The organism is Streptomyces sp. NPDC051738 (genome assembly GCF_044453205.1).
Lineage (GTDB): Bacteria > Actinomycetota > Actinomycetes > Streptomycetales > Streptomycetaceae > Streptomyces.
Genome location: NZ_JBITCM010000019.1, coordinates 87,009 through 109,308, shown reverse-complemented (window position 1 = coordinate 109,308; position 22,300 = coordinate 87,009). Strand labels below are relative to the sequence as shown.

The 22,300-nt window shown below is 74.9% G+C and carries 1 protein-coding gene; it reads left to right on the top strand.

The window, feature by feature from the left end; genetic code table 11:
* Positions 1-117: 117 nt before the first annotated feature.
* A complete protein-coding gene (locus tag ACIA8X_RS35640) occupies positions 118-22,227 on the top strand; it encodes a type I polyketide synthase (RefSeq protein ID WP_399460030.1) in 22,110 nt (7,369 codons plus the stop codon).
* Positions 22,228-22,300 lie beyond the last annotated feature (73 nt).

Below are 22,300 nucleotides of genomic sequence, written 5' to 3'. Positions count from 1 at the left end.
CCCCAGTCGACTGTCCGAATAATCGAACCAGCAGCGCGAACGAATCAGGCCACACCCCCCACTTTCCCGGCCGACGCGCGCCCGACGCCCCACAGGTCCGGCCCGGTTTCCGAAAACGTGGCGACGAGTCATCCGCGGGAGAGAAACGTGTCCGAACAAGCTCGCTCCACCTCGGCCACCCGCCCGTTCGCGGGCACCCCACGCCCATGGCTCCTGACCGGACGGGGCACCCGGGCCGTACGGGGGCAGGCCCGCATCCTGCGGACCCTCGCCCGCGACGGAGCGCCGGACCGTATCGCGGCGGCCCTGCTGAACAGCGCCGACCCCACCCACCCCTGTCGCGCCGCCGTCACCGCGACCACCCCCGAGGACCTCGCCGCGGCCCTGGACGCCCTGGCCGAGGGCACCCTCTGCGACCACGTCACCGAGGGCCGTGCCGTCGCCCGCGACAGCGGACCCGTCTTCGTCTTCCCCGGCCACGGCTCCCAGTGGCCCGGCATGGCCCGTGAACTCCTCGACACCTCACCGGTGTTCGCCCGCCGCATGGCGCAGTGCGCCGACGCCTTCGCCCCGCACCTGGACCACGACATCGTGGACGTCCTGCGCGGGGCCGCCGCCCTTGACACGCCCGAGGTCGCCCAGCCCGCCCTGTTCGCCGTGATGGTGTCGCTGGCCGCCCTCTGGGAGAGCGCCGGGGTACGGCCCGCGGCGGTCGTCGGACACAGCCTCGGCGAGATCGCCGCCGCCTGCGTCGCGGGAGCCCTGAGCCTCGATGACGCGGCCCGCGCGGCCGCGAGCTGGGGCACGGCACAGCGCGCCCTGCACGGCCGCGGCGACATGGTGTCCGTGCTGATGCCCGTCGAACGACTGCGGGAACGCCTCGCGCCCTGGCACGGCAGGCTCGTCCTCGCCGCCGTCAACGGCCCCGACAACGGCGTCGTCTCCGGCGACGCCGACGCCGCGGCCGAACTCCTCGCCGAGCTGACCGCCGAGGGCGTTCGCGCCCGCACCGTCGACTACGGCGTCGCCGCCCACTCACCGCACATCGACGACATCACCGACCTCATCCGCGCCGACCTCACCGGCCTCACCCCCCGCGCGGCCCGCGTCCCCTTCTACGCGGCCTCCGCCGGCACGGCCCTCGACGGCGTCACCCTCGACGGGAACCACTGGGCCGCCTGCCTGCGCGACACCGTCGAGTTCGTCGCCGCCGTCCGCACCGCGCTCGACGCGGGCCACCGCCACTTCCTGGAGATCAGCCCGCATCCCCTGCTCGCGCCCGGCATCGAGACCGTCCTCACCGGCGCGGGCGTCACCGGCACCGTCCACACCACCCTGCGCCGCGACGCCGGAGGCGCCGACCGCTTCCAGCGCGCCGTCGCCGAGTACTGGACGGGCGGAGGCGAACCCGACTGGGCCGCCCTGCACGACCACGCCACCGACCCGGCCCACCTGCCCGCCGGCCTCGCCGACGCCGCCGCCGTCGAGGACCCCGACACCATCGGCGCGACCGTAGGCGTCCAGGCGGCCGCCCTCCGCGACCGCCTCGCCGACCTGCCCGAACCCGACCGGCGCACCGCCCTCGTCGACCTCGTCCGCACCCAGGTGGCCGACCTGCTCGAACGGCCCGACGGCGCGCCCGCCCATGTCTCCTTCCGCGACCAGGGCCTCGAGTCGGCCACCGCCGTCGCCCTCCGCGACCGCCTGCGCGCCGCGACCGGACTGCCCCTCGCCCCGACCCTCGCCTTCGACTACCCGACCCCGGCGGCCCTCGGCCACCACCTGTACGACCAGCTCCACGGCACCACCTCCACCGCCCCGGCCGGCACGAGCGGTCACGCGCACTCCGACGAGCCCATCGCCGTCGTCGGCATGGCCTGCCGCTTCGCCGGCGACGCCGACTCGCCCGAGGCCCTGTGGCAGCTCCTCCTGGACGGCACCGACGCCGTCACACCCCTGCCCGACGACCGCGGCTGGGACATCGAGGGACGCCACGACCCCAGCGGCACCGCAGCCGGCGGTTTCCTCCAGCGCGAGGGCGGATTCGTGCGCGACGCCGCCGACTTCGACGCCGCCTTCTTCGGGATCAGCCCACGCGAGGCGCTCGCGATGGACCCGCAGCAGCGGCTGCTGCTGGAAACGACCTGGGAGGCGCTGGAGCGCGCGGGCATCGACCCGACCACGCTGCGCGGCACGGCCACCGGCGTCTACCTCGGCCTCATGACGGTCGACTACGACCGCGCGGCCGCCACCGCCGCCACCGACGTCGCCGGCCACCTCCTCACCGGCAACGCCGTCAGCGTCGCCTCCGGCCGTATCTCCTACACCCTCGGCCTGGAGGGCCCCGCCCTCACCGTCGACACCGCCTGCTCCTCCTCCCTGGTCGCCCTCCACCTCGCCTGCGAGGCCCTGCGCGGCGGCGCCGCGACGACCGCCCTCGCCGGCGGCGCGACCGTCCTGCCGAGCCTGGAGATGTTCGCCGAGTTCTCCCGCCAGCGGGCCCTCGCACCCGACGGCCGATGCAAGGCCTTCTCCGCACGGGCCGACGGGTTCTCGCTCAGCGAGGGCGCCGGGATGCTGGTCCTGATGCCGCTGGCCGCGGCCCGGCGCCAGGGCCGCGAAGTGCTCGCGGTGATCCGTGGCAGCGCCATCAACCAGGACGGCGCCTCCAACGGTCTCACGGCACCCAGCGGCCCCGCCCAGCAGCGCGTCGTCCGCCAAGCCCTCGCCAACGCGGGCCTGTCCCCTGCGGACGTGGACGCCGTCGAGGCACACGGCACCGGCACCCGGCTCGGCGACCCGATCGAGGCACATGCCCTCACCGCCGCCTACGGTCAGGACCGCGACCGGCCGCTGTGGCTCGGCTCGGTCAAGTCCAACATCGGCCACACCCAGGCCGCCGCGGGTGTCGCCGGCGTCATCAAGATGGTCATGGCCCTGCGTGAGGAGCGGCTGCCGCGCACCCTGCACGCCGACGAGCCCTCCCCGCACATCGACTGGTCGCACGGAACGCTGCGGCTGCTTCAGCAGGAGCGCCCCTGGCCGCGCGGGGAACGACCCCGCCGGGCCGGCATCTCCTCCTTCGGCATCAGCGGCACCAACGCCCACCTCGTCATCGAAGAGGCCCCCGCCACCGAGGAGCCGGACCCGGCCGAGGACCCGGCCACGCACCTGCCTGTGGTGCCGTGGGCCGTGTCGGCGCGCACCGAGCAAGCACTGCGGGACCAACTGCACCGCCTGACCGCACTCGACGCCGACCCGCTCGACATCGGCCGGTCCCTGGCCACCACCCGCGCGACCCTCGAGCACCGCGCCGTCGCCCTTCACCCCGGCCCCCTCGTCACCGGGCCGGTGTCGGAGGGCCGTACGGCGTGGATGTTCACCGGTCAGGGCAGTCAGCGTCCCGGCATGGGCCGGGAGTTGTACGAGACGTTCCCGGTGTTCGCGGCGGCGCTGGACGAGGTGTGCGAGCTGTTCGACGCCGAGCTCGGCTTCGCACGGCCGTTGAAGGAGGTGCTGTTCGCCGAAGAGGCGGAGGACGGCACCGGCTACGCGCAGCCGGCCCTGTTCGCCCTGCAGTCGGCGCTGGTGGCGTTGCTGCGATCCTGGGGCATGCGGCCGGAGCTGCTGCTGGGGCACTCGGTGGGCGAGTTCGCCGCAGCGCACGCGGCCGGTGTGTTCGAACTCGCCGACGCCGTACGCCTGGTGGCGACTCGGGCGCGGTTGATGCAGGCGCTGCCGCAGGGCGGTGCGATGGCGGCGCTGGAGGCTTCCGAGGCCGAGGCCGCCGCGTGGCTCGCGGACGGTGCGGTGATCGCCGCCGTCAACGCGCCGACGTCGGTGGTGGTTTCCGGCACCGGGGCAGCGGTCGAGGCCGTCACCGGGCGGGCCAGGGACGCGGGACGACGCACGACCCGGCTGAAGGTGTCGCACGCCTTCCACTCGCCGCTGATGGAGCCGGTGCTCGCCGAGTTCACGGCGGTGGCCGAGCGGGTGACCTATCACCGGCCGACCGTGGCCGCCGTCAGCACGCTGACGGGCGCTGCGTTGTCCGACGGTGACTGGACCACCCCCACCTACTGGGCCGAGCAGATCGTCAAGCCGGTCCGCTTCCACGAGGCGTTGACCGCCGCCCGTGACCTGGGTGCCGGGCGCTTCCTGGAGATCGGCCCCGACCCGGTGCTCACCGCGTCGGCCGGTGACGTACCGGCCGCCGCGACCCTGCGCAAGGACCGCCCGGAGGCGGAGACGCTGCTGACCGCCGTCGCCGAACTCTTCGTCCGGGGCGCGGAGATCGACTGGTCCGCGCTGTTCGAGGGGACCGGCGCCCGCCGTGTCGATCTGCCCACGTACGCCTTCCAACGGCAGCGGTACTGGCTGCCCGACCACGCCCGCCCCGGACGCCGGGCGCAGAGCGACGGCGTCGCCGACGGAGGGTTCTGGGAACTCGTCGACCAGGGCGACGCCGACTCGCTCGCCGGAGAACTGGGCGTGGACAGCGGCGCCCCGCTGGACGCGGTGCTGCCGGTGCTCGCCGACTGGCGTCGCCAGCGCCGTGAGGAGGCGCTGCTGGCTGGGCTGCGATACCGGATCGCCTGGCGGCCCGTCCGTACGCCGGCCTCGGGCACCCTGGACGGGGCGTGGCTGCTCGCGGCCGACGAGGACACGCCCGCCGAACGGGTCGAGGCGGCCGACAGCGCGCTGCGGGCAGCCGGTGCCGAGGTGACGGTCGTGACCGGACCGGCCGCCGGCCCCGAGGCGGCGTACACGGGCGTGCTGTCGCTGCTCACCGACCCCGCGCGGGTGCTGGCGTTGACGCAGGCGTACCCGCGGACGCGGCTGTGGTGCGTGACCTTCGGCGCCGTGGCCGTATCCGGCGGCGAGGGCCCCACACACCCGGAGCAGGCCGCCGTCTGGGGACTCGGCCGGGTCGTGGCACTGGAGCAGCCCGACCGCTGGGGCGGACTCATCGACCTGCCGGACGATCCGCACCCCCGGCTCTGGCAGCGGGCCATGGCCGTGCTCGCCGCCGGGGGAGCGGGGGAGGACCAGCTCGCCGTGCGCGCGACGGGCGTCCACGCGGCCCGGCTGGTGCACGACCGCTCGGCACGTCCCGCACGGCCCTGGCGCCCGAACGGCACCGTCCTGCTCACGGGCGCGACCGGCGCCCTCGGCGGGCACCTCGCCCGGTGGCTCGCGACCGCCGGCACGGAACACCTCGTGCTCATGTCGCGGCGCGGCGCCGACGCCCCGGGCGCCGCCGAACTCGCCGCGGATCTCGGCGAGTCGGGAACGGCCGTCACCTTCGTAGCGGGCGACGTCACCGACCGCGAGACCGTCGCGGCCGTCGTCGACGCCCACCAGCCGGCCGCCGTCGTGCACGCCGCGGGCATCCTCGACGACGGGCTTGCCGCCGACCTCACCCCCGAGCGCCTGGCCCGCGTCCTCGCGGTGAAGGCCGAGGCCGCCCAGCATCTCCACGACCTGACGCGGGAGCGGGAACTCGACGCCTTCGTCCTGTTCTCGTCCATCACCGGAGTGCTGGGCAACGCCGGGCAGGCCGCCTACGCCGCCGCCAACGCCCGCCTCGACGCGCTGGCCCAGCACCGCCGCGCCGCCGGACTGCCCGCGATCTCCGTCGCCTGGGGCCCGTGGAGCGGCGGTGGCATGGCGGCCGACGAGACGGTCGCCGAGCACTTCAGCCGCCAGGGCATACGGCCCCTCGAACCGTCCCGCGCCCTCGACGTCCTCCAGCGCGCTCTCGACGAGGACGTCACCTGCACGACCGTCGCCGACGTCGACTGGCAGCGGTTCGCAGCCGCCGCGTACATCCCGCGCCCGCTGCTCGCCGACCTGTCCGAGGCCGCCCCGCCACCCGCCGGCACCGGGCAGGCCGCACCGGCCGCGGGCACCCTCGGCGCCGAACTGTCCGGCCGCACTCCCTCGGAGCAGGACCGGCTGCTGCTCGACGTCGTCCTCGACCAGGTCGCCGCCGTCCTCGGGCACTCCGACCGGACCGCCGTGGACGCCGGCCGCGCCTTCAAGGACCTCGGCTTCGACTCGCTGACCGGCGTCGCCCTGCGCCACCGGCTCGCGGCCGCCACCGGGCTGTCCCTGCCCGCGACCCTCGTCTTCGACCACCCCACCCCGAGCGCGCTCTCGGCATTCCTGCGCACCCAGGTCCTCGGCGTCACGACGGACGAGATCGAGCGCGGTGGCCCCGCCCTCGCCCCCGTCGGCGCCGACGAGGACCCCGTGGTGATCGTCGGCATGGGCTGCCGATTCCCCGGCGGCGTGACCACCCCCGACCAGCTGTGGGACCTGCTCGCCTCCGGCGCGCACGGCCTCACGCCGTTCCCCGAGGACCGCGGCTGGGACGTCGGGCGCCTCTACCACCCGGACCCCGGCCACTCCGGCACCACCTACGCACGCCTCGGCGGATTCCTGCACGACGCCGCCGATTTCGACGCCGAGCTGTTCGGCGTCTCCCCGCGCGAGGCGCTCGCGATGGACCCGCAGCAGCGGCTGCTGCTGGAGACGGCGTGGGAGGCCCTCGAGCGCGCGGGCATCGACCCGTTGTCGCTGCGGGGGTCCGACACCGGTGTGTTCGCCGGCACCAACGGCCAGGACTACCGCGAGACCGCTCACGCCCAGGGCGACGTCGAGGGCTACGTCGCCACCGGTTCGGCCGCCAGCGTCCTGTCCGGCCGCATCTCCTACACCCTCGGCCTGGAGGGCCCCGCCCTCACCGTCGACACCGCCTGCTCCTCGGCCCTGGTCGCGCTCCACCTGGCGGCGCAGGCCATCCGCCAGGGCGAGTGCCGCACCGCCCTCGCCGGGGGTGTGACCGTGATGGCCACGCCGGGCATCTTCGTCGAGTTCTCCCGGCAGCGCGCCCTGTCCGCCGACGGCCGCTGCAAGGCTTTCGCCGAGGGCGCCGACGGCACCGGCTGGTCCGAGGGCGCCGCCGTCCTCGTACTGGAACGGCTCTCCGACGCGCGCCGCGCCGGCCACCCCGTGCTCGCCGTGCTGCGCGGCTCCGCCGTCAACCAGGACGGCGCCTCCAATGGCTTGACGGCTCCCAACGGGCCTTCTCAGCAGCGGGTGATCCGGCAGGCGCTGGCCGCGGCCGGACTGCGACCCGGTGAAGTCGACGCGGTCGAGGCACACGGCACCGGCACCGGCCTCGGCGACCCGATCGAGGCGCAGGCCCTGCTCGCCACCTACGGCCAGGACCGCGACGAGCCCCTGTGGCTCGGCTCGGTGAAGTCGAACATCGGCCACACCCAGGCGGCGGCGGGCGCGGCCGGCGTGATGAAGATGGTGCTGGCCCTGCGCGCCGGACAACTCCCGCCCACCCTGCACGTCGACGCCCCCTCCAGCCGCGTCGACTGGCACGCCGGTGCCGTACGCCTGCTCACCGAGGCACAGCCCTGGGCGCGCGGCGAACGCCCTCGCAGGGCCGGCGTGTCCGCCTTCGGCATCAGCGGCACCAACGCCCACGTCATCCTGGAGGAGCCCCCCGCCGCCGAGGTCCCGGCCCCGGCTCGCCCTGCCGGCACAGTGCCCTGGGTCCTCGCCGGCCGGACCCGCCAGGCCCTGCGCGCGCAGGCCGCCCGACTCGTCGCCCACCTCGCCGACCGGCCCGGTCTCGCCCCGGCCGACGTGGGCCGCACCCTGGCCACCGCCCGCGCCGCCCTCGACCACCGCGCCGTCCTCGTCGGCGACAATCCCCAGACCCTGACGGCGGCCGCCGCGGCGCTCGCCGACGGCGATACGACCGCGCTCGTCACCTCGGTGGCGGGCGTGGCGGGCGAGGGCCGCACGGTATGGGCGTTCACGGGACAGGGCAGCCAGCGCCCGCGCATGGGCCGCGAACTGTACGACGCCCACCCGGAGTTCGCGCAGACCCTCGACGAAACCTGCGCCCTGCTCGACGCCGAACTCTCCGGCACCGACGGATTCGACACGCCGCTGCGCACCGTGCTGTTCGCCCCGGAGGACAGCCCCGAGGCAGCCCTGCTGGAGCGCACCGGCTACGCGCAGACCGCACTGTTCGCCCTTCAGGTGGCGCTCGCCGAACTGCTGCGCTCCTGGGGACTCGCCCCCGACGCGCTCGTCGGCCACTCCATCGGCGAGCTGGCTGCCGCCCACACCGCGGGCGTCCTCGAACTCCCCGACGCCGTACGGCTGGTGGCCGCCCGGGCCCGGCTGATGCAGGCGCTGCCCGAGGGCGGCGCCATGGCGGCCGTCGAAGCGGACCCCGAGGAGATCGCGCCCTGGCTGACCGACGACGCGGTCATCGCCGCCGTCAACGGACCCGCCGCCGTGGTGGTCTCCGGCACGCAGACCACCGTGGATGCCGTACTGACGACCGCGCGCGAGCAGGGGAGGCGCGCGACGCGGCTGCGCGTGTCGCACGCGTTCCACTCGCCGCTGATGGAGCCCATGATGGCCGAGTTCGCCGCTGTCGCGGGCGACCTCGCCTACCGACGGCCCCGGATACCGGCCGTCAGCACCGTCACCGGCCGGCCCCTCGACGACGACTGGGCGAGCGCCGACTACTGGGTGCGCCAAGTGCGGCAGCCCGTCCTCTTCCACGACGCCGTCCGGACCGCGACCGGCGAACTCGGTGCCACCCGCCTGCTGGAACTCGGCCCCGACCCGGTCCTCGCCGCCCTCGCCCAGCGGACCGCCCCCGACCTGACCGTGGCCGTCGCCGCCCTGCGCGCGGGCCGCGCCGAGCCGGAGACCCTGCTCACCGCGGTGGCCGAGCTGTTCGTACGCGGCACCCGCGTCGACTGGGCGCGGGTCTTCCGCGACACGGACGCCCACTTGACCGACCTGCCCACGTACGCCTTCCAGCGCGAGCGCTTCTGGCTGCCCGACCGAACCGCCCACCAGCCCGCCGCCGAGGGCTCCAAGGACGAGTTCTGGCAGCTGCTCGACACCGCCGACCCGGCCGGCGTGGCCAACGAACTGGGCCTGCCCGAGGGCGCCTCGCTGGACGCGCTGCTCCCGGCCCTGACGCGATGGCGGCGACGGCACGAGGAACGCGCCACGCTGGACCGGTGGCGCTACCGCGTGGTGTGGAAGCCGGTGCCGATGCCGCGCGCGGCCCGCCTGACGGGCCGCTGGCTGATCGCCGCCCCGGCAGGGGCACAGGACACCGACGTCTGTCTCGACGCCCTGCGCGCCGCGGGTGCCGACGCCGAACTCCTCACCGTGGCCGACTCGCCGGAGGCCGGGGAACTCGCCGCCCGCGTCCGCGCGTACGGCCCGGACGGCATCGTTGTCCTGGCCGCCGGCGACGGCGCCCTCCCCGCCCTCCACCTGAACCTCCTCCAGTCCCTGACCGCCGCCGGACTGGAGAGCCCGGTGTGGGCCGTCACCCGGTCCGCCGTCGCCGTCGCGTCCGGCGAACCGCTCACCCACCCCGACCAGGCGCAGATCTGGGGCTTCGGCCGCACGGCCGCCCTCGAACTGCCCCACCTGTGGGGCGGTCTCGTCGACCTCCCCGACGACGCCGGCCCCGATGCCTGGCAGCGCCTCGCGGCCGTCCTCGCCGCACCCGGCCCGGAGGACCAGCTGGCCGTCCGCGCCTCAGGCGTCCACGCCGCCCGCCTGGCCCGCGACACCCGGAGCGACACCGCCGCTGCGCTCCCGGCACTCGTCGGCACCGTGCTGATCACCGGCGGCACGGGCGCACTCGGCGCCCACGTCGCCCGGCGCCTCGCCGCCCTCGGCGCCGAGCACCTGCTGCTGGTCTCGCGCAGCGGCGCGCACGCCCCGGGCGCCGCCGCACTGCGCGACGAACTCACCGCGAGCGGCGCCCGCGTCACCCTCGCTGCCTGCGACGTCGGCGACCGCGACGCCCTGGCCGAGCTGATCGCCGCGATCCCCGCCGAGACGCCCCTGACCGGCGTCGTCCACACGGCCGGCCTTCCGCAGAACACGCCGCTCACCGACACCACCCCGAACGGCCTCGCCCAGGTGGTCGCCGCCAAGGTCACCGGGGCGAGGCACCTCCACGAGCTGACGGCCGGCCTCGACCTCGAGCTGTTCGTGCTGTTCTCGTCGGTGGCGGCCGTGTGGGGCAGCGGCGGCCAGGCCGCCTACGCCGCCGGCAACGCCTACCTCGACGCCCTCGCCCAGCACCGCCGCGCCCTCGGCCTGCCCGCCACCTCCGTCGCCTGGGGCCCGTGGAACGGCGGCGGCATGGCCGCCGACGAGGGCGTCGCCGAGCACCTCACCGAGCGCGGCCTCGCCCTCCTCGCGCCTGACAGCGCCCTCACGGCACTGGAGCAGGCGCTCCTGGCCGACCGCACCTGCGTCACCGTCGCGGACGTGGACTGGAAGCGCTTCGCCCCCACCTTCACCTTCACCCGGCCCAGCCCGCTCATCTCCGACCTGCCGGACGTCACCGCCGCCCAGGCCGCGACAACCGAGGCACCCGACGTCCCCGAGGGCGAACTCGTGCGCAGCCTGCGCGCGTTGCCCCCCACCGAACAGGACCGCACGCTCCTCGACCTGGTACAGTCCCAGGTCGCCGCCGTCCTCGGCCACGCCTCCCCGGCCGGCATCGATCCGGACCGCGCCTTCAAGGACCTCGGGTTCGACTCCCTCACTGCCGTCGACCTGCGCAACCGGCTCGCGGCGAGCACCGAACTCACCCTGCCCACCACCCTCGTCTTCGACCACCCCACCCCGGCCACCCTCACCACGCACCTGCGCGACCGCCTCCTTGGCATGGGCGCGGGCACGGGCGCGGAAGTCGTGGCCGTGGCCGCCAGGGCCGCCCACGACGAACCCATCGCCGTCATCGGCATGGGCTGCCGCTTCCCCGGCGGTATCCAGTCCCCCGAGGACCTCTGGGACGTCCTCACGGCGGGCGAGGACCGCATGTCGCCGTTCCCCGACGACCGCGGCTGGGACATCCCCGGCCTGCTGGAGACCACTTCCACGGCTCTCGGCACCCCGTTCGCCGGACGCGGCGGATTCGTGCCGGAGGCCGGGGACTTCGACGCCGAACTGTTCGGCATCTCCCCCCGCGAGGCTCTCGCCATGGACCCGCAGCAGCGGCTGCTGCTGGAGACGGCGTGGGAGGCCCTTGAACGGGCGGGCATCGACCCGAGCTCCCTGCGCGGCACCGCGACCGGCGTCTACGCCGGCGTCTCCGCCAACGGCTACGGCGGCTCCGTTCACGAGGCCGACGGCGAATCCGCCGGCTACCTGCTCACGGGCAGCACCCCCAGCGTCGCCTCGGGCCGCCTCTCCTACGTCCTCGGCCTCGAAGGCCCGGCGGTGTCCGTGGACACCGCGTGCTCCTCCGCCCTGGTCGCCCTGCATCTGGCCTGCCAGGCGCTGCGCTCCGGCGAGTGCGACACGGCCCTCACGGGCGGCGCCACCGTCATGGCCAACCCCACGGCATTCGTGGAGTTCTCCCGCCAGCGCGGCCTCGCCCCCGACGGCCACTGCAAGCCCTTCGCCGAGGCGGCCGACGGTACGGGCTGGTCCGAGGGCGCCGGTGTGCTGGTGCTGATGCGGCTGTCCGAGGCCGAACGGCTTGGGCACCGGGTACTGGCGCTCGTGCGGGGCACGGCCGTCAATCAGGACGGTGCGTCCAACGGTCTGACGGCTCCCAACGGTCCTTCGCAGCAGCGGGTGATCCGGCAGGCGCTGGCCGCGGCGGGTCTGCGGCCCGGTGATGTGGACGCGGTCGAGGCGCACGGCACGGGTACCCGTCTGGGCGATCCGATCGAGGCGCAGGCCCTGCTGGCGACGTACGGCCAGGATCGTGACGAACCCCTGTGGCTCGGCTCCGTGAAGTCCAACATCGGCCACACTCAGTCCGCTGCCGGTGTCGCCGGCGTCATCAAGATGGTGATGGCGCTGCAGGCCGAACGCCTTCCCCGCACTCTTCACGTCGACGTGCCGTCCTCGCACGTCGACTGGACCGAAGGCGCGGTCCGTCTGCTCACCGACGACCACGACTGGCCGCGTGGCGAGCGCCCTCGCCGGGCCGGTGTCTCCTCCTTCGGCATCAGCGGCACGAACGCGCACGTGATCCTCGAAGAGGCCCCGGCGGCCTCCGCGCCGGAGCAGGCGGAAGAGCGCAGGCTGCCCGTCGTGCCGTGGGTGATGTCCGCGAGGACCGCGACCGCCCTGCGGGCCCAGATCGAAAGGCTGTCCTCGCTCGACGCCGACCCGCTCGACATCGGCCTGTCCCTGGCCACCGGCCGCGCCACGCTCGAACACCGAGCCGTGCTCGGCGTGCGCGACGGGGCGATCACCGGATCGGTCGCTGAGGGGCGTACTGGGTGGATGTTCACGGGGCAGGGGAGTCAGCGGCCCGGTATGGGGCGGGAGTTGTATGGGGCGTTCCCTGTCTTCGCCGCCGCGCTGGATGAGGTGTGCGGGCTGCTGGATGCCGAGCTCGGTTTCGAGCGGTCGTTGAGGGAGGTGTTGTTCGCCGAGGAGGCGGAGGACTCCACGGGGTATGCGCAGTCGGGGTTGTTCGCGTTGCAGGTGGCGCTGGTGGCGTTGCTGCGGTCGTGGGGGATGGCCCCGGGTGTGGTGTTGGGGCATTCGGTGGGTGAGTTCGCCGCCGCGTATGCGGCTGGGGTGTTCGAGCTCGCCGATGCGGTACGGCTGGTGGCGGCTCGGGCGCGGTTGATGCAGGCGCTTGCGGCGGGCGGTGCCATGGCGGCCGTGGAGGCCTCCGAGGCGGAGGCCGCAGGCTGGCTGGTGGACGGCGCGGTGGTCGCGGCCGTCAACGCGCCGACGTCGGTGGTGATATCCGGTACGGAGACGGCGGTTGAGGCGGTTGCCGAGCGGGCGCGGGACGCGGGACGGCGCACGAGCAGGCTGAAGGTGTCGCATGCGTTCCATTCGCCGTTGATGGAGCCGATGCTGGCCGGGTTCACGGCGGTGGCCGAGCAGGTCAGCTACCACCGGCCGACCGTGGCGGCGGTCAGCACGCTGTCGGGTGTGCCGCTCAGCGAAGGCGACTGGACGACCCCCGCGTACTGGGCCGACCAGATCGTCAAGCCCGTCCGCTTCCACGACGCGTTGAGTTCCGCCCGTGGCCTGGGTGCCGTCCGTTTCCTGGAGATCGGCCCGGACCCGGTCCTGACCGCGCTGGCCGGCGACATTCCGGCCGCATCCACCCTGCGCAGGGACCGTCCGGAGCCGGAGAGCCTGCTCACCGCGTGCGCCGAACTCTTCGTCCGGGGCGCCGACATCGACTGGTCCGCCCTTTTCGAGGGAACCGGCGCTCACCGCGTCGACCTGCCCACTTACCCCTTCCAACGCCGGCGCTACTGGCTCGAACCCACCCGCCCCGTCCTCGACGCCGGCGGACTCGGCCTCGGCGCGACCCGGCATCCGATGCTCGGTGCGGCCGTACGGCTGGCCGGTTCCGACACCGCCGTGCTGACGTCGCGGCTGTCCGTGCGCACGCACCCGTGGCTCGGCGACCACACCGTCGACGGCACGGTCGTCGTCCCCGGTACCGCGCTGCTCGAACTCGCCGTCCAGGCCGCCGAACACGCCGGTCTCCACGGTGTGGACGACCTGACGCTGCGCGCCCCGCTGGTGCTGGCGCACGACGGTGCCGTACAGGTGCAGACGTCGGTCGATCCGGCCGACGGAGAGGGAACCCGTAGCGTGCGCGTCCACGCCCGGCCGGGCGGCGCGCCCGACGACGAGCCGTGGACCCTGCACGCCACCGGCACCCTCGCTGCCCCCTCGACCGGGCACGACTGGGACCTGCGGGTCTGGCCGCCCGCCGGGGCCGAGCCCGTCGCGGTCGACGGTCTGTACGCGCGTCTCGCCCAGACCGGCATGGTGTACGGCCCGGCCTTCCAGGGGCTGCGTTCCCTGTGGCGGGCCGGCGGTGACCTGTACGTCGAGGCGGAGTTGCCCGAGCCCACGGCCGACGACGCATCCGCCTTCGCCCTGCACCCCGCTCTCCTCGACGCCGTGCTGCACGCGCTCGGCGTCGACGACACCGGGGCCGACGCGGAGGCGGGGGAGGGGCGCCGGAAGGCGTTGCTGCCCTTCCTGTGGTCCGGGGTGTCCCTGCCGGCCGTCGGGGCGTCCGCCGTACGGGCCCGGCTGACCGTCCGCGCTCCCGGCGAGGTCGCCCTGCGGATCGCCGACGCCGTCGGTGAACCGCTCGCCGAGATCGACCGGTTGGTGCTTCGTCCGGTGGCGGCCGGTGAGGTCGGCGCCACCGGCGCCCGGCACCTGTACCGGATGCGGTGGACCTCCGTCCCGGGGGCGCCGACCGGGGCGGCCGCGGACCTGGCTGCGGTCGGTGACGCCTCCGTCCTCCCGGCCGGGGTCACCGTGTTCCCCGACCTGCCGGCTCTGACCGGCACCGAGACGGCTCCCGCGACCGTCCTGCTGCCCGTCCCCGCCGGGCGGGCCCCGGCCGAGACCGCGTCCGGCGTCCTCACCGCCCTCCAGGACTGGCTGGCCGAACCCGACCTGGGCACGAGTCGGCTGGTCGTCGTCACGAGCGGCGCGCTCTCCGACCCGGCGGCCGCCGCCGTATGGGGTCTGGTCCGCACTGCGATCAGCGAGCACCCGGATCGGTTCGCGTTGGCCGACACCGACGGCACACCGGAGTCGTGGCAGACGCTCACCGAACGGCTCACCGCCCTCATCGAGAGGGGAGCGACCCAACTCGCCTTCCACGACGGCCAGGTGCTGGAGCCCCGCCTCGCCCGGGTGACGGACGCCGCGACCGGCGATCCCGACTGGTCCGGCGACGGCACCGTACTGATCACCGGCGGCACCGGCGGCCTCGGCGCCCTGGTCGCCCGCCACCTCGTCACCTCGCACGGCGTACGCGATCTGCTGCTGCTCTCGCGCAGCGGTGCGCAGGCGCCCGGCGCCGACGAGGTGGTGCGTGAACTCACCGCCCACGGGGCCAGGGTCACCGTCACCGCCTGCGACGTCTCCGACCGCGTGGCACTCGAGGCGGCGTTGTCCGGTGTGCCGTTGAGCGCCGTGGTGCACACGGCCGGCGTCCTCGACGACGGCGTGCTCACCGACCTCACCCCTGAGCGGCTGGCACGCGTACTCGCTGCGAAGACCGAATCGGCCCTGCACCTCGACGAGTTGACCGCCGATCGCGACCTGAGCGCGTTCGTGCTGTTCTCCGCCGTCGCCGGGGTCGTCGGCTCCTCCGGGCAGGCCGCCTACGCCGCCGCCAACGCCGCGCTCGACGCCCTCGCGGCCCACCGCCACGCGCGCGGCCTGCCGGCCACGTCCCTGGCCTGGGGCATGTGGGAGCACACAGTCGGCATGGGCGGCCGCCTGACGGACCAGGACGTGACCCGCATGCGCCGCCTCGGCTACCCGGCGCTGGCCACCGACGACGCCCTCGCCCTCCTCGACGACGCGCTGCGCACCGGCGAACCGACCCTCGTGCCGGCCGCCCTCGACACCGCGGCCCTGGCCGTGCGCGGCGACGCACTGCCCACCGTGCTGCACGGCCTGGTGCCCGCAGCCCGCCGCAGGCGCTCGGCCCACCGCACCTCGGGCGCCGCGGACGTGCCGCTCGCCGCCCGACTGCGCGGCCTGCCCCGCCCCGAGCAGGACCGAATCCTGCTCGATCTGGTGCAGACGCAGGTCGCGGCCGTGCTCGGCCACGCCGACGCAGCTTCCGTGGACCCCTCGCGCGCCTTCAAGGACCTCGGCTTCGACTCGCTGACCGCTGTCGACCTGCGCAACCACCTCGGCACCGCGACCGGCCTGCGCCTCCCGGCGACCCTCGTCTTCGACCACCCGAGCCCCGCCGCCCTCGCCGCGTTCGTGCACCGGGAACTCCTCGGCGAGGAACCGGCCCTCGCGCCCGCCGCGACCGCGCGGCCGGCCGCCGGGGACGAGCCCATCGCGATCGTCGGCATGGGCTGCCGCTACCCGGGCGCCATCACCTCCCCGGAGGACCTGTGGCGGCTGGTCGCCGAGGGAGGCGACGGCATCACCGGCTTCCCGACCGACCGTGGCTGGGACCTCGACGGGCTCTACGACCCCGACCCCGACCGGCCGGGCACGGCGTACGTCCGCGAAGGCGGCTTCCTGCACGACGCCGCCGAGTTCGACGCCGAACTGTTCGGCATCTCCCCCCGCGAGGCCCTGGCGATGGACCCGCAGCAGCGGCTGCTGCTGGAGACGTCCTGGGAGGCCCTGGAGCGCGCGGGCATCGACCCGACCTCGCTGCGCGGCACGGACACCGGCGTCTACGCAGGCCTCATGTATCACGATTACGCGGCCCGTCTGCACAAGGTGCCCGACGAGATCGAGGGCTACCTCGGCAACGGCAACGCGGGCAGCGTCTTCTCCGGCCGTATCGCCTACGTGTTCGGCTTCGAGGGGCCGGCCGTCACCGTCGACACCGCCTGCTCGTCCTCCCTCGTCGCCCTGAACCTGGCCTGCCAGGCGCTGCGGTCCGGCGAGTGCGGCACCGCGCTGGCCGGTGGCGTGACCGTGATGGCCACCCCGCAGACCTTCGTGGAGTTCTCCCGCCAGCGCGGCCTGGCCGCCGACGGCCGCTGCAAGTCCTTCGCGGACGGCGCCGACGGTACGGGCTGGGCCGAGGGCGCCGGTGTGCTGGTGCTGATGCGGCTGTCCGAGGCCCGCCGCCGGGGCCACCGGGTGCTGGGCGTGATCCGGGGCACGGCCGTCAATCAGGACGGTGCGTCCAACGGACTGACGGCTCCCAACGGTCCTTCGCAGCAGCGGGTGATCCGGCGGGCGCTGGCCGCGGCGGGTCTGCGGCCCGGTGATGTGGACGCGGTCGAGGCGCACGGCACCGGTACGCGCTTGGGTGACCCGATCGAGGCGCAGGCCCTGCTGGCGACGTACGGCCAGGACCGTGACGAACCCCTGTGGCTCGGGTCGGTCAAGTCGAACATCGGGCATACGCAGGCCGCCGCCGGTGTCGCGGGCGTCATCAAGATGGTGATGGCGCTGCACGCCGAGCGCCTGCCGCGCACCCTGCACGTCGACGACCCCTCCTCACACGTCGACTGGGAGGCCGGCGCCGTTGAACTGCTGACCGAGGAACGCCCGTGGCCGCGCGGCGAGCGGCCGCGCCGGGCCGGAGTGTCCTCCTTCGGCATCAGCGGCACCAACGCCCATGTCGTCGTCGAGGAACCCCCGGTCGCCCTTCAGACGCCCGACACCACCCCGGCGACCGGACTCCCACTCATCCCCTGGATCGTCTCCGCCCGCACGGCCGACGGCCTGCGCACCCAGACCGAACGCCTGGCGTCCGCGACCGGAAACCCGCTCGACATCGGCCTCTCCCTGGCCACCACACGGGCGAAGCTCGAACACCGGGCCGTCGTCCTGGGCCCCGACGACGAGACCCTTCGCGCCGCACTCACCGATCCCGTGGTGACCGGATCGGTGGCTGAGGGGCGTACGGGGTGGATGTTCACGGGGCAGGGGAGTCAGCGGCCCGGTATGGGGCGGGAGTTGTATGGGGCGTTCCCTGTCTTCGCCGCCGCGCTGGATGAGGTGTGCGGGCTGCTGGATGCCGAGCTTGGTTTTGAACGCCCGTTGAGGGAGGTGTTGTTCGCCGAGGAGGCGGAGGACTCCACGGGGTATGCGCAGTCGGGGTTGTTCGCGTTGCAGGTGGCGCTGGTGGCGTTGCTGCGGTCGTGGGGGATGGCCCCGGGTGTGGTGTTGGGGCATTCGGTGGGTGAGTTCGCCGCCGCGTATGCGGCTGGGGTGTTCGAACTCGCCGATGCGGTACGGCTGGTGGCGGCTCGGGCGCGGTTGATGCAGGCGCTTGCGGCGGGCGGTGCCATGGCGGCCGTGGAGGCCTCCGAGGCGGAGGCCGCAGGCTGGCTGGTGGACGGCGCGGTGGTCGCGGCCGTCAACGCGCCGACGTCGGTGGTGATATCCGGTACGGAGACGGCGGTTGAGGTGGTTGCCGAGCGGGCGCGGGACGCGGGACGGCGTACGAGCAGGCTGAAGGTGTCGCATGCGTTCCATTCGCCGTTGATGGAGCCGATGCTGGCCGGGTTCACGGCGGTGGCCGAGCAGGTCAGCTACCACCGGCCGACCGTGGCGGCGGTCAGCACGCTGACGGGTGTGCCTCTCGGCGAAGGCGACTGGACGACCCCCGCGTACTGGGCCGAGCAGATCGTCAAGCCCGTCCGCTTCCACGACGCGTTGAGTTCCGCCCGTGGCCTGGGTGCCGTCCGTTTCCTGGAGATCGGCCCGGACCCGGTCCTGACCGCGCTGGCCGGCGACATTCCGGCCGCCGCGACGCTGCGCAAGGACCGTCCGGAGCCGGAGAGCCTGCTCACCGCGTGCGCCGAACTCTTCGTCCGGGGCGCCGACATCGACTGGTCCGCCCTTTTCCAGGGAACCGGCGCCCACCGCGTCGACCTGCCCACCTACCCCTTCCAACGCCGGCGCTACTGGCTCGACGCCCCGCCCGCTCCCTCCGACGCCGACAGTCTCGGCCTGGCCCGGACCGGTCACCCGCTGCTGGGTGCCGCCGTGCCGGTGGCCGGTTCGGACGCGGTGTTGCTCGCCTCGAGCCTGTCGGTGCGGACGCATCGCTGGCTGGGCGACCACACCGCGGCCGGTTCCGTCGTGGTGCCCGGGACGGTCCTGGTCGAGCTGGCGCTTCAGGCCGGAGAGCGCGTGGGTGCCGGGCAGCTGGCCGAGCTGGCCCTGCGTACCCCCATCGTGCTGCCCGAGCACGGTGCCGTGCAGCTCCAGATCGCCGTAGGAGCCGAGGACGCAGAGGACGCCGAGGACGCGCCGGACGGGGGCCGTACGCTCCGCGTCTACGCCCGCTCGCAGGAGGCCGGCCCCCACGAGCCCTGGACGCTGCATGCCTCGGGCACCCTGGACACCGCCGAACCGGCCGTACCCGACTGGGACTTGACGGCCTGGCCGCCCGCAGGTGCCGAGCCCGTGGAGTTCGCCGACCTGTACGACCGGCTCACCGCGGCCGGCCTCGGCTACGGCCCCGCCTTCCGTGGGCTGCGGCGGGTGTGGCGGCACGAGGGCGATCTGTACGTGGAGGCCGAACTGCCTGAGTCCGTCGCGGGCGACGCCGCGTCCTACGGTCTGCACCCCGCCCTGCTGGACACCGTCCTGCACGGCCTCGGCCTGCACGCGCAGACCACCGAAGGCTCGCTGCCCTTCCTGTGGTCGGGCGTCCGCGTGACCGCTGTGGGCGCGGGCACCGTGCGGGCCCGGCTCACCCCGCGCGGCGCCGGGGACGTCGCCCTGCGCATCGCGGACGCGACGGGCGAACCGGTCGCGGAGATCGACTCCCTCGTGCTGCGCGTCCTGTCCCCGGACCGTCTCACCGCCGTGACCGGACCCGACGACCTGTACCGGCTGCACTGGACCCCGGCCCCGGAGCAGGAGGCCGTACCGGCTCTGACGGTGTGGACGGCCTTCGGCACCGCCCCGGCCGGTGTCCCCGCCACCGTGCACCCCGACCTCGACGCACTGGCCGCGGCCGGCGACGTACCCGACACGGTGTTGCTGCCGGTCACCCCGGACGACGGTGAGGACGTGGCCGCCACGGTCACCCCCGTCCTCACCCGGCTCCAGGCGTGGCTGGCCGACGAGCGATTCGCCGCGTCCCGGCTCGTCGTGCTGACCGCCGGAGCCGTACGGGTCGAGACCGCCGGTGACGGGGCGGCGCCGGATGTCGCCGCGGCCGGCGTGTGGGGTCTGGTCCGCTCCGCGATCAGTGAGAACCCCGGCCGGTTCGCCCTCGCCGACCTCGACGACGACCCCGCCTCCCCGCACGCCCTCGCATCGGCCCTGCGGGCGACCGACGAAACGCAGTTCGCGGTGCGTGCGGGCCGGGTGTGGCTGCCGCGCCTCGTCCGGATGGCCGGCGACGGCGTGCTGGCCCCGCCGGCCGGTGCCGGTGACGCGTGGCGGCTGGACATCGTCGACCAGGGCCGGCTCGACGGCATCGCCCTCGTCCCCGAGGAGCGGCGTCCGCTCGGCCCCGGCGAGGTCCGGGTCGCGATGCGTGCGGCCGGCGTCAATTTCCGCGATGTGCTGAACGTGCTCGGCATGTACCCCGGGGACGCCGGCCGGATGGGCCTGGAGGGCGCGGGGATCATCGTGGAGACCGGCCCCGGCGTGGACCGCCTGGCCGTCGGCGACCGGGTGCTGGGCATGCTCGACGCGGCCTTCGGCCCCACCGCCGTGGCCGACGCCCGGCAGCTCGCGCCGGTCCCGAAGGGCTGGACGTACGAGCAGGCCGCGTCCGTGCCGATCGTGTTCCTCACCGCCTACTACGCCCTGGTCGACCTCGCCGGGCTCCAGGCGGGCGAGTCGGTGCTGATCCACGCCGCCGCCGGTGGCGTCGGCATGGCCGCCGTACAGCTCGCCCGGCATCTCGGGGCCGAGGTGTATGCGACGGCGAGCGAAGGCAAGTGGTCGGCCGTGCGGGAGCTCGGCGTGCCCGCCGACCGCCTCGCCTCGTCCCGTACCACCGGGTTCGAGGCGCGGTTCCAGCCGGGTGTCGATGTGGTGCTGGACTCGCTCGCCGGTGAGTTCGTGGACGCCTCGCTGCGGCTGCTGCGGCCCGGTGGACGGTTCGTCGAGATGGGCAAGACCGACATCCGCGACGCCGACGAGGTCGCCGCCGCGCATGGAGTGTCGTACCGCGCCTTCGACCTCGTGGAGGCCGGTCCCGACCGCATCGGCGAGATGCTCGCGGCGCTCCTGGACCTGTTCGAGCAGGGTGTGCTGCGTCCCGTCCCGGTGACCGCGTTCGACATCGCCCGGGCGCCCGAGGCGCTGCGGCTGCTCCAGCAGGCCAAGCACGTCGGCAAGGTCGTCCTGACCGTGCCCGCGCCCTGGTCCCGACCGGGCACCGTGCTGATCACCGGCGGCACCGGTGGCCTCGGCGCGCTGCTCGCCCGCCATCTCGTCGAACGGCACGGCGTCCGCGACCTGCTGTTGCTGTCCCGGCGGGGACCCGATGCGCCCGGCGCCGGCGAACTGCGCGCCGCGCTAGCCGAGTCGGGAGCCCGTGCCGACATCGTCGCCTGCGACGTGGGCGACCGCGACCAGCTCGCTGCCGCCCTCGACGGCGTCCCGCTGAGCGCCGTCGTGCACACGGCCGGCGTCCTCGACGACGGCATCCTCACCGGCCTCACCGGCGAGCGCCTGGCCCGCGTGCTGGCCGCCAAGACCGACGCGGCCCGGCACCTGCACGAGCTGACGGCCGGGCACACCCTGGACGCCTTCGTGCTGTACTCGTCCGTCGCCGGAGTCATCGGCTCTGCCGGCCAGGCCGCCTACGCCGCCGCCAACGCCGCCCTCGACGCGCTCGCCGCCGCCCGCCGCGCCCAGGGGCTGCCCGCCGTGTCCGTGGCCTGGGGCATGTGGGAGACCGAGGCGGGCATGGGCGGCACCCTGTCGCGGGCCGAACTCGCCCGCATGCGCCGCCAGGGCTTCCCCGCCCTGCCCGGCGACCAGGCCCTCGCCCTGCTCGACGCCGCCCTGCGCGTCAACGAACCCGTAGCGGTCCCCGTCGCGCTGCGCCCGGCCGGCCTCGCCGAACACGCCGACAACCTGGCCGGCGTACTGCGCGACCTCGTCCCCGCGACGACCCGCAGGCGCCGGGCCGCCGCACGCGACGCGTCCGGCACGGCCGAGAACCTCACCGGCCGGCTCGCCGCACTGACCGCCCCCGAGCAGGACCAGCTCCTGCTGGACCTGGTGCGTACCCAGGTGGCCGCCGTACTCGGTCACTCCTCGCCCGCCTCGGTCGAACCCACGCGCGCCTTCAAGGACCTCGGCTTCGACTCGCTCACCGCCGTCGACCTGCGCAACCGGATCGGCGCCGCCACCGCCCTGACCCTCCCGGCGACGCTCGTCTTCGACCACCCCACCCCCGAGGACCTGGTACGGCTGCTGCGCGACCGGCTCCTCGCCGACACCGCCGCGCCGGCACCGGCCGCCCTTGCCGACGACGGCGTCGACCCGCAGGTACGGGACCTGCTCACCGCGATCCCGATGGCCCGGCTCCGCGAGTCCGGCGTGCTCGACATGCTGCGCAGGCTCGCCGAGCGACCTGCCGCCACCGGCCCCGACGACCCGCGCCCCGCCGCCCCCGCCGAACAGCCCCGACACCCCGAATCCCTGGACTCGATGGGCGCCGACAGCCTCGTCCAGATGGCCCTGAAGCGAGTGCGGCGGCCGGCGTGACCGGGGTGCCCGCCGGCCCGCACCGGCCGGCACCCCGGCCCGGCCCAGCTTGCTCATCGCGACCGTGGAGAAG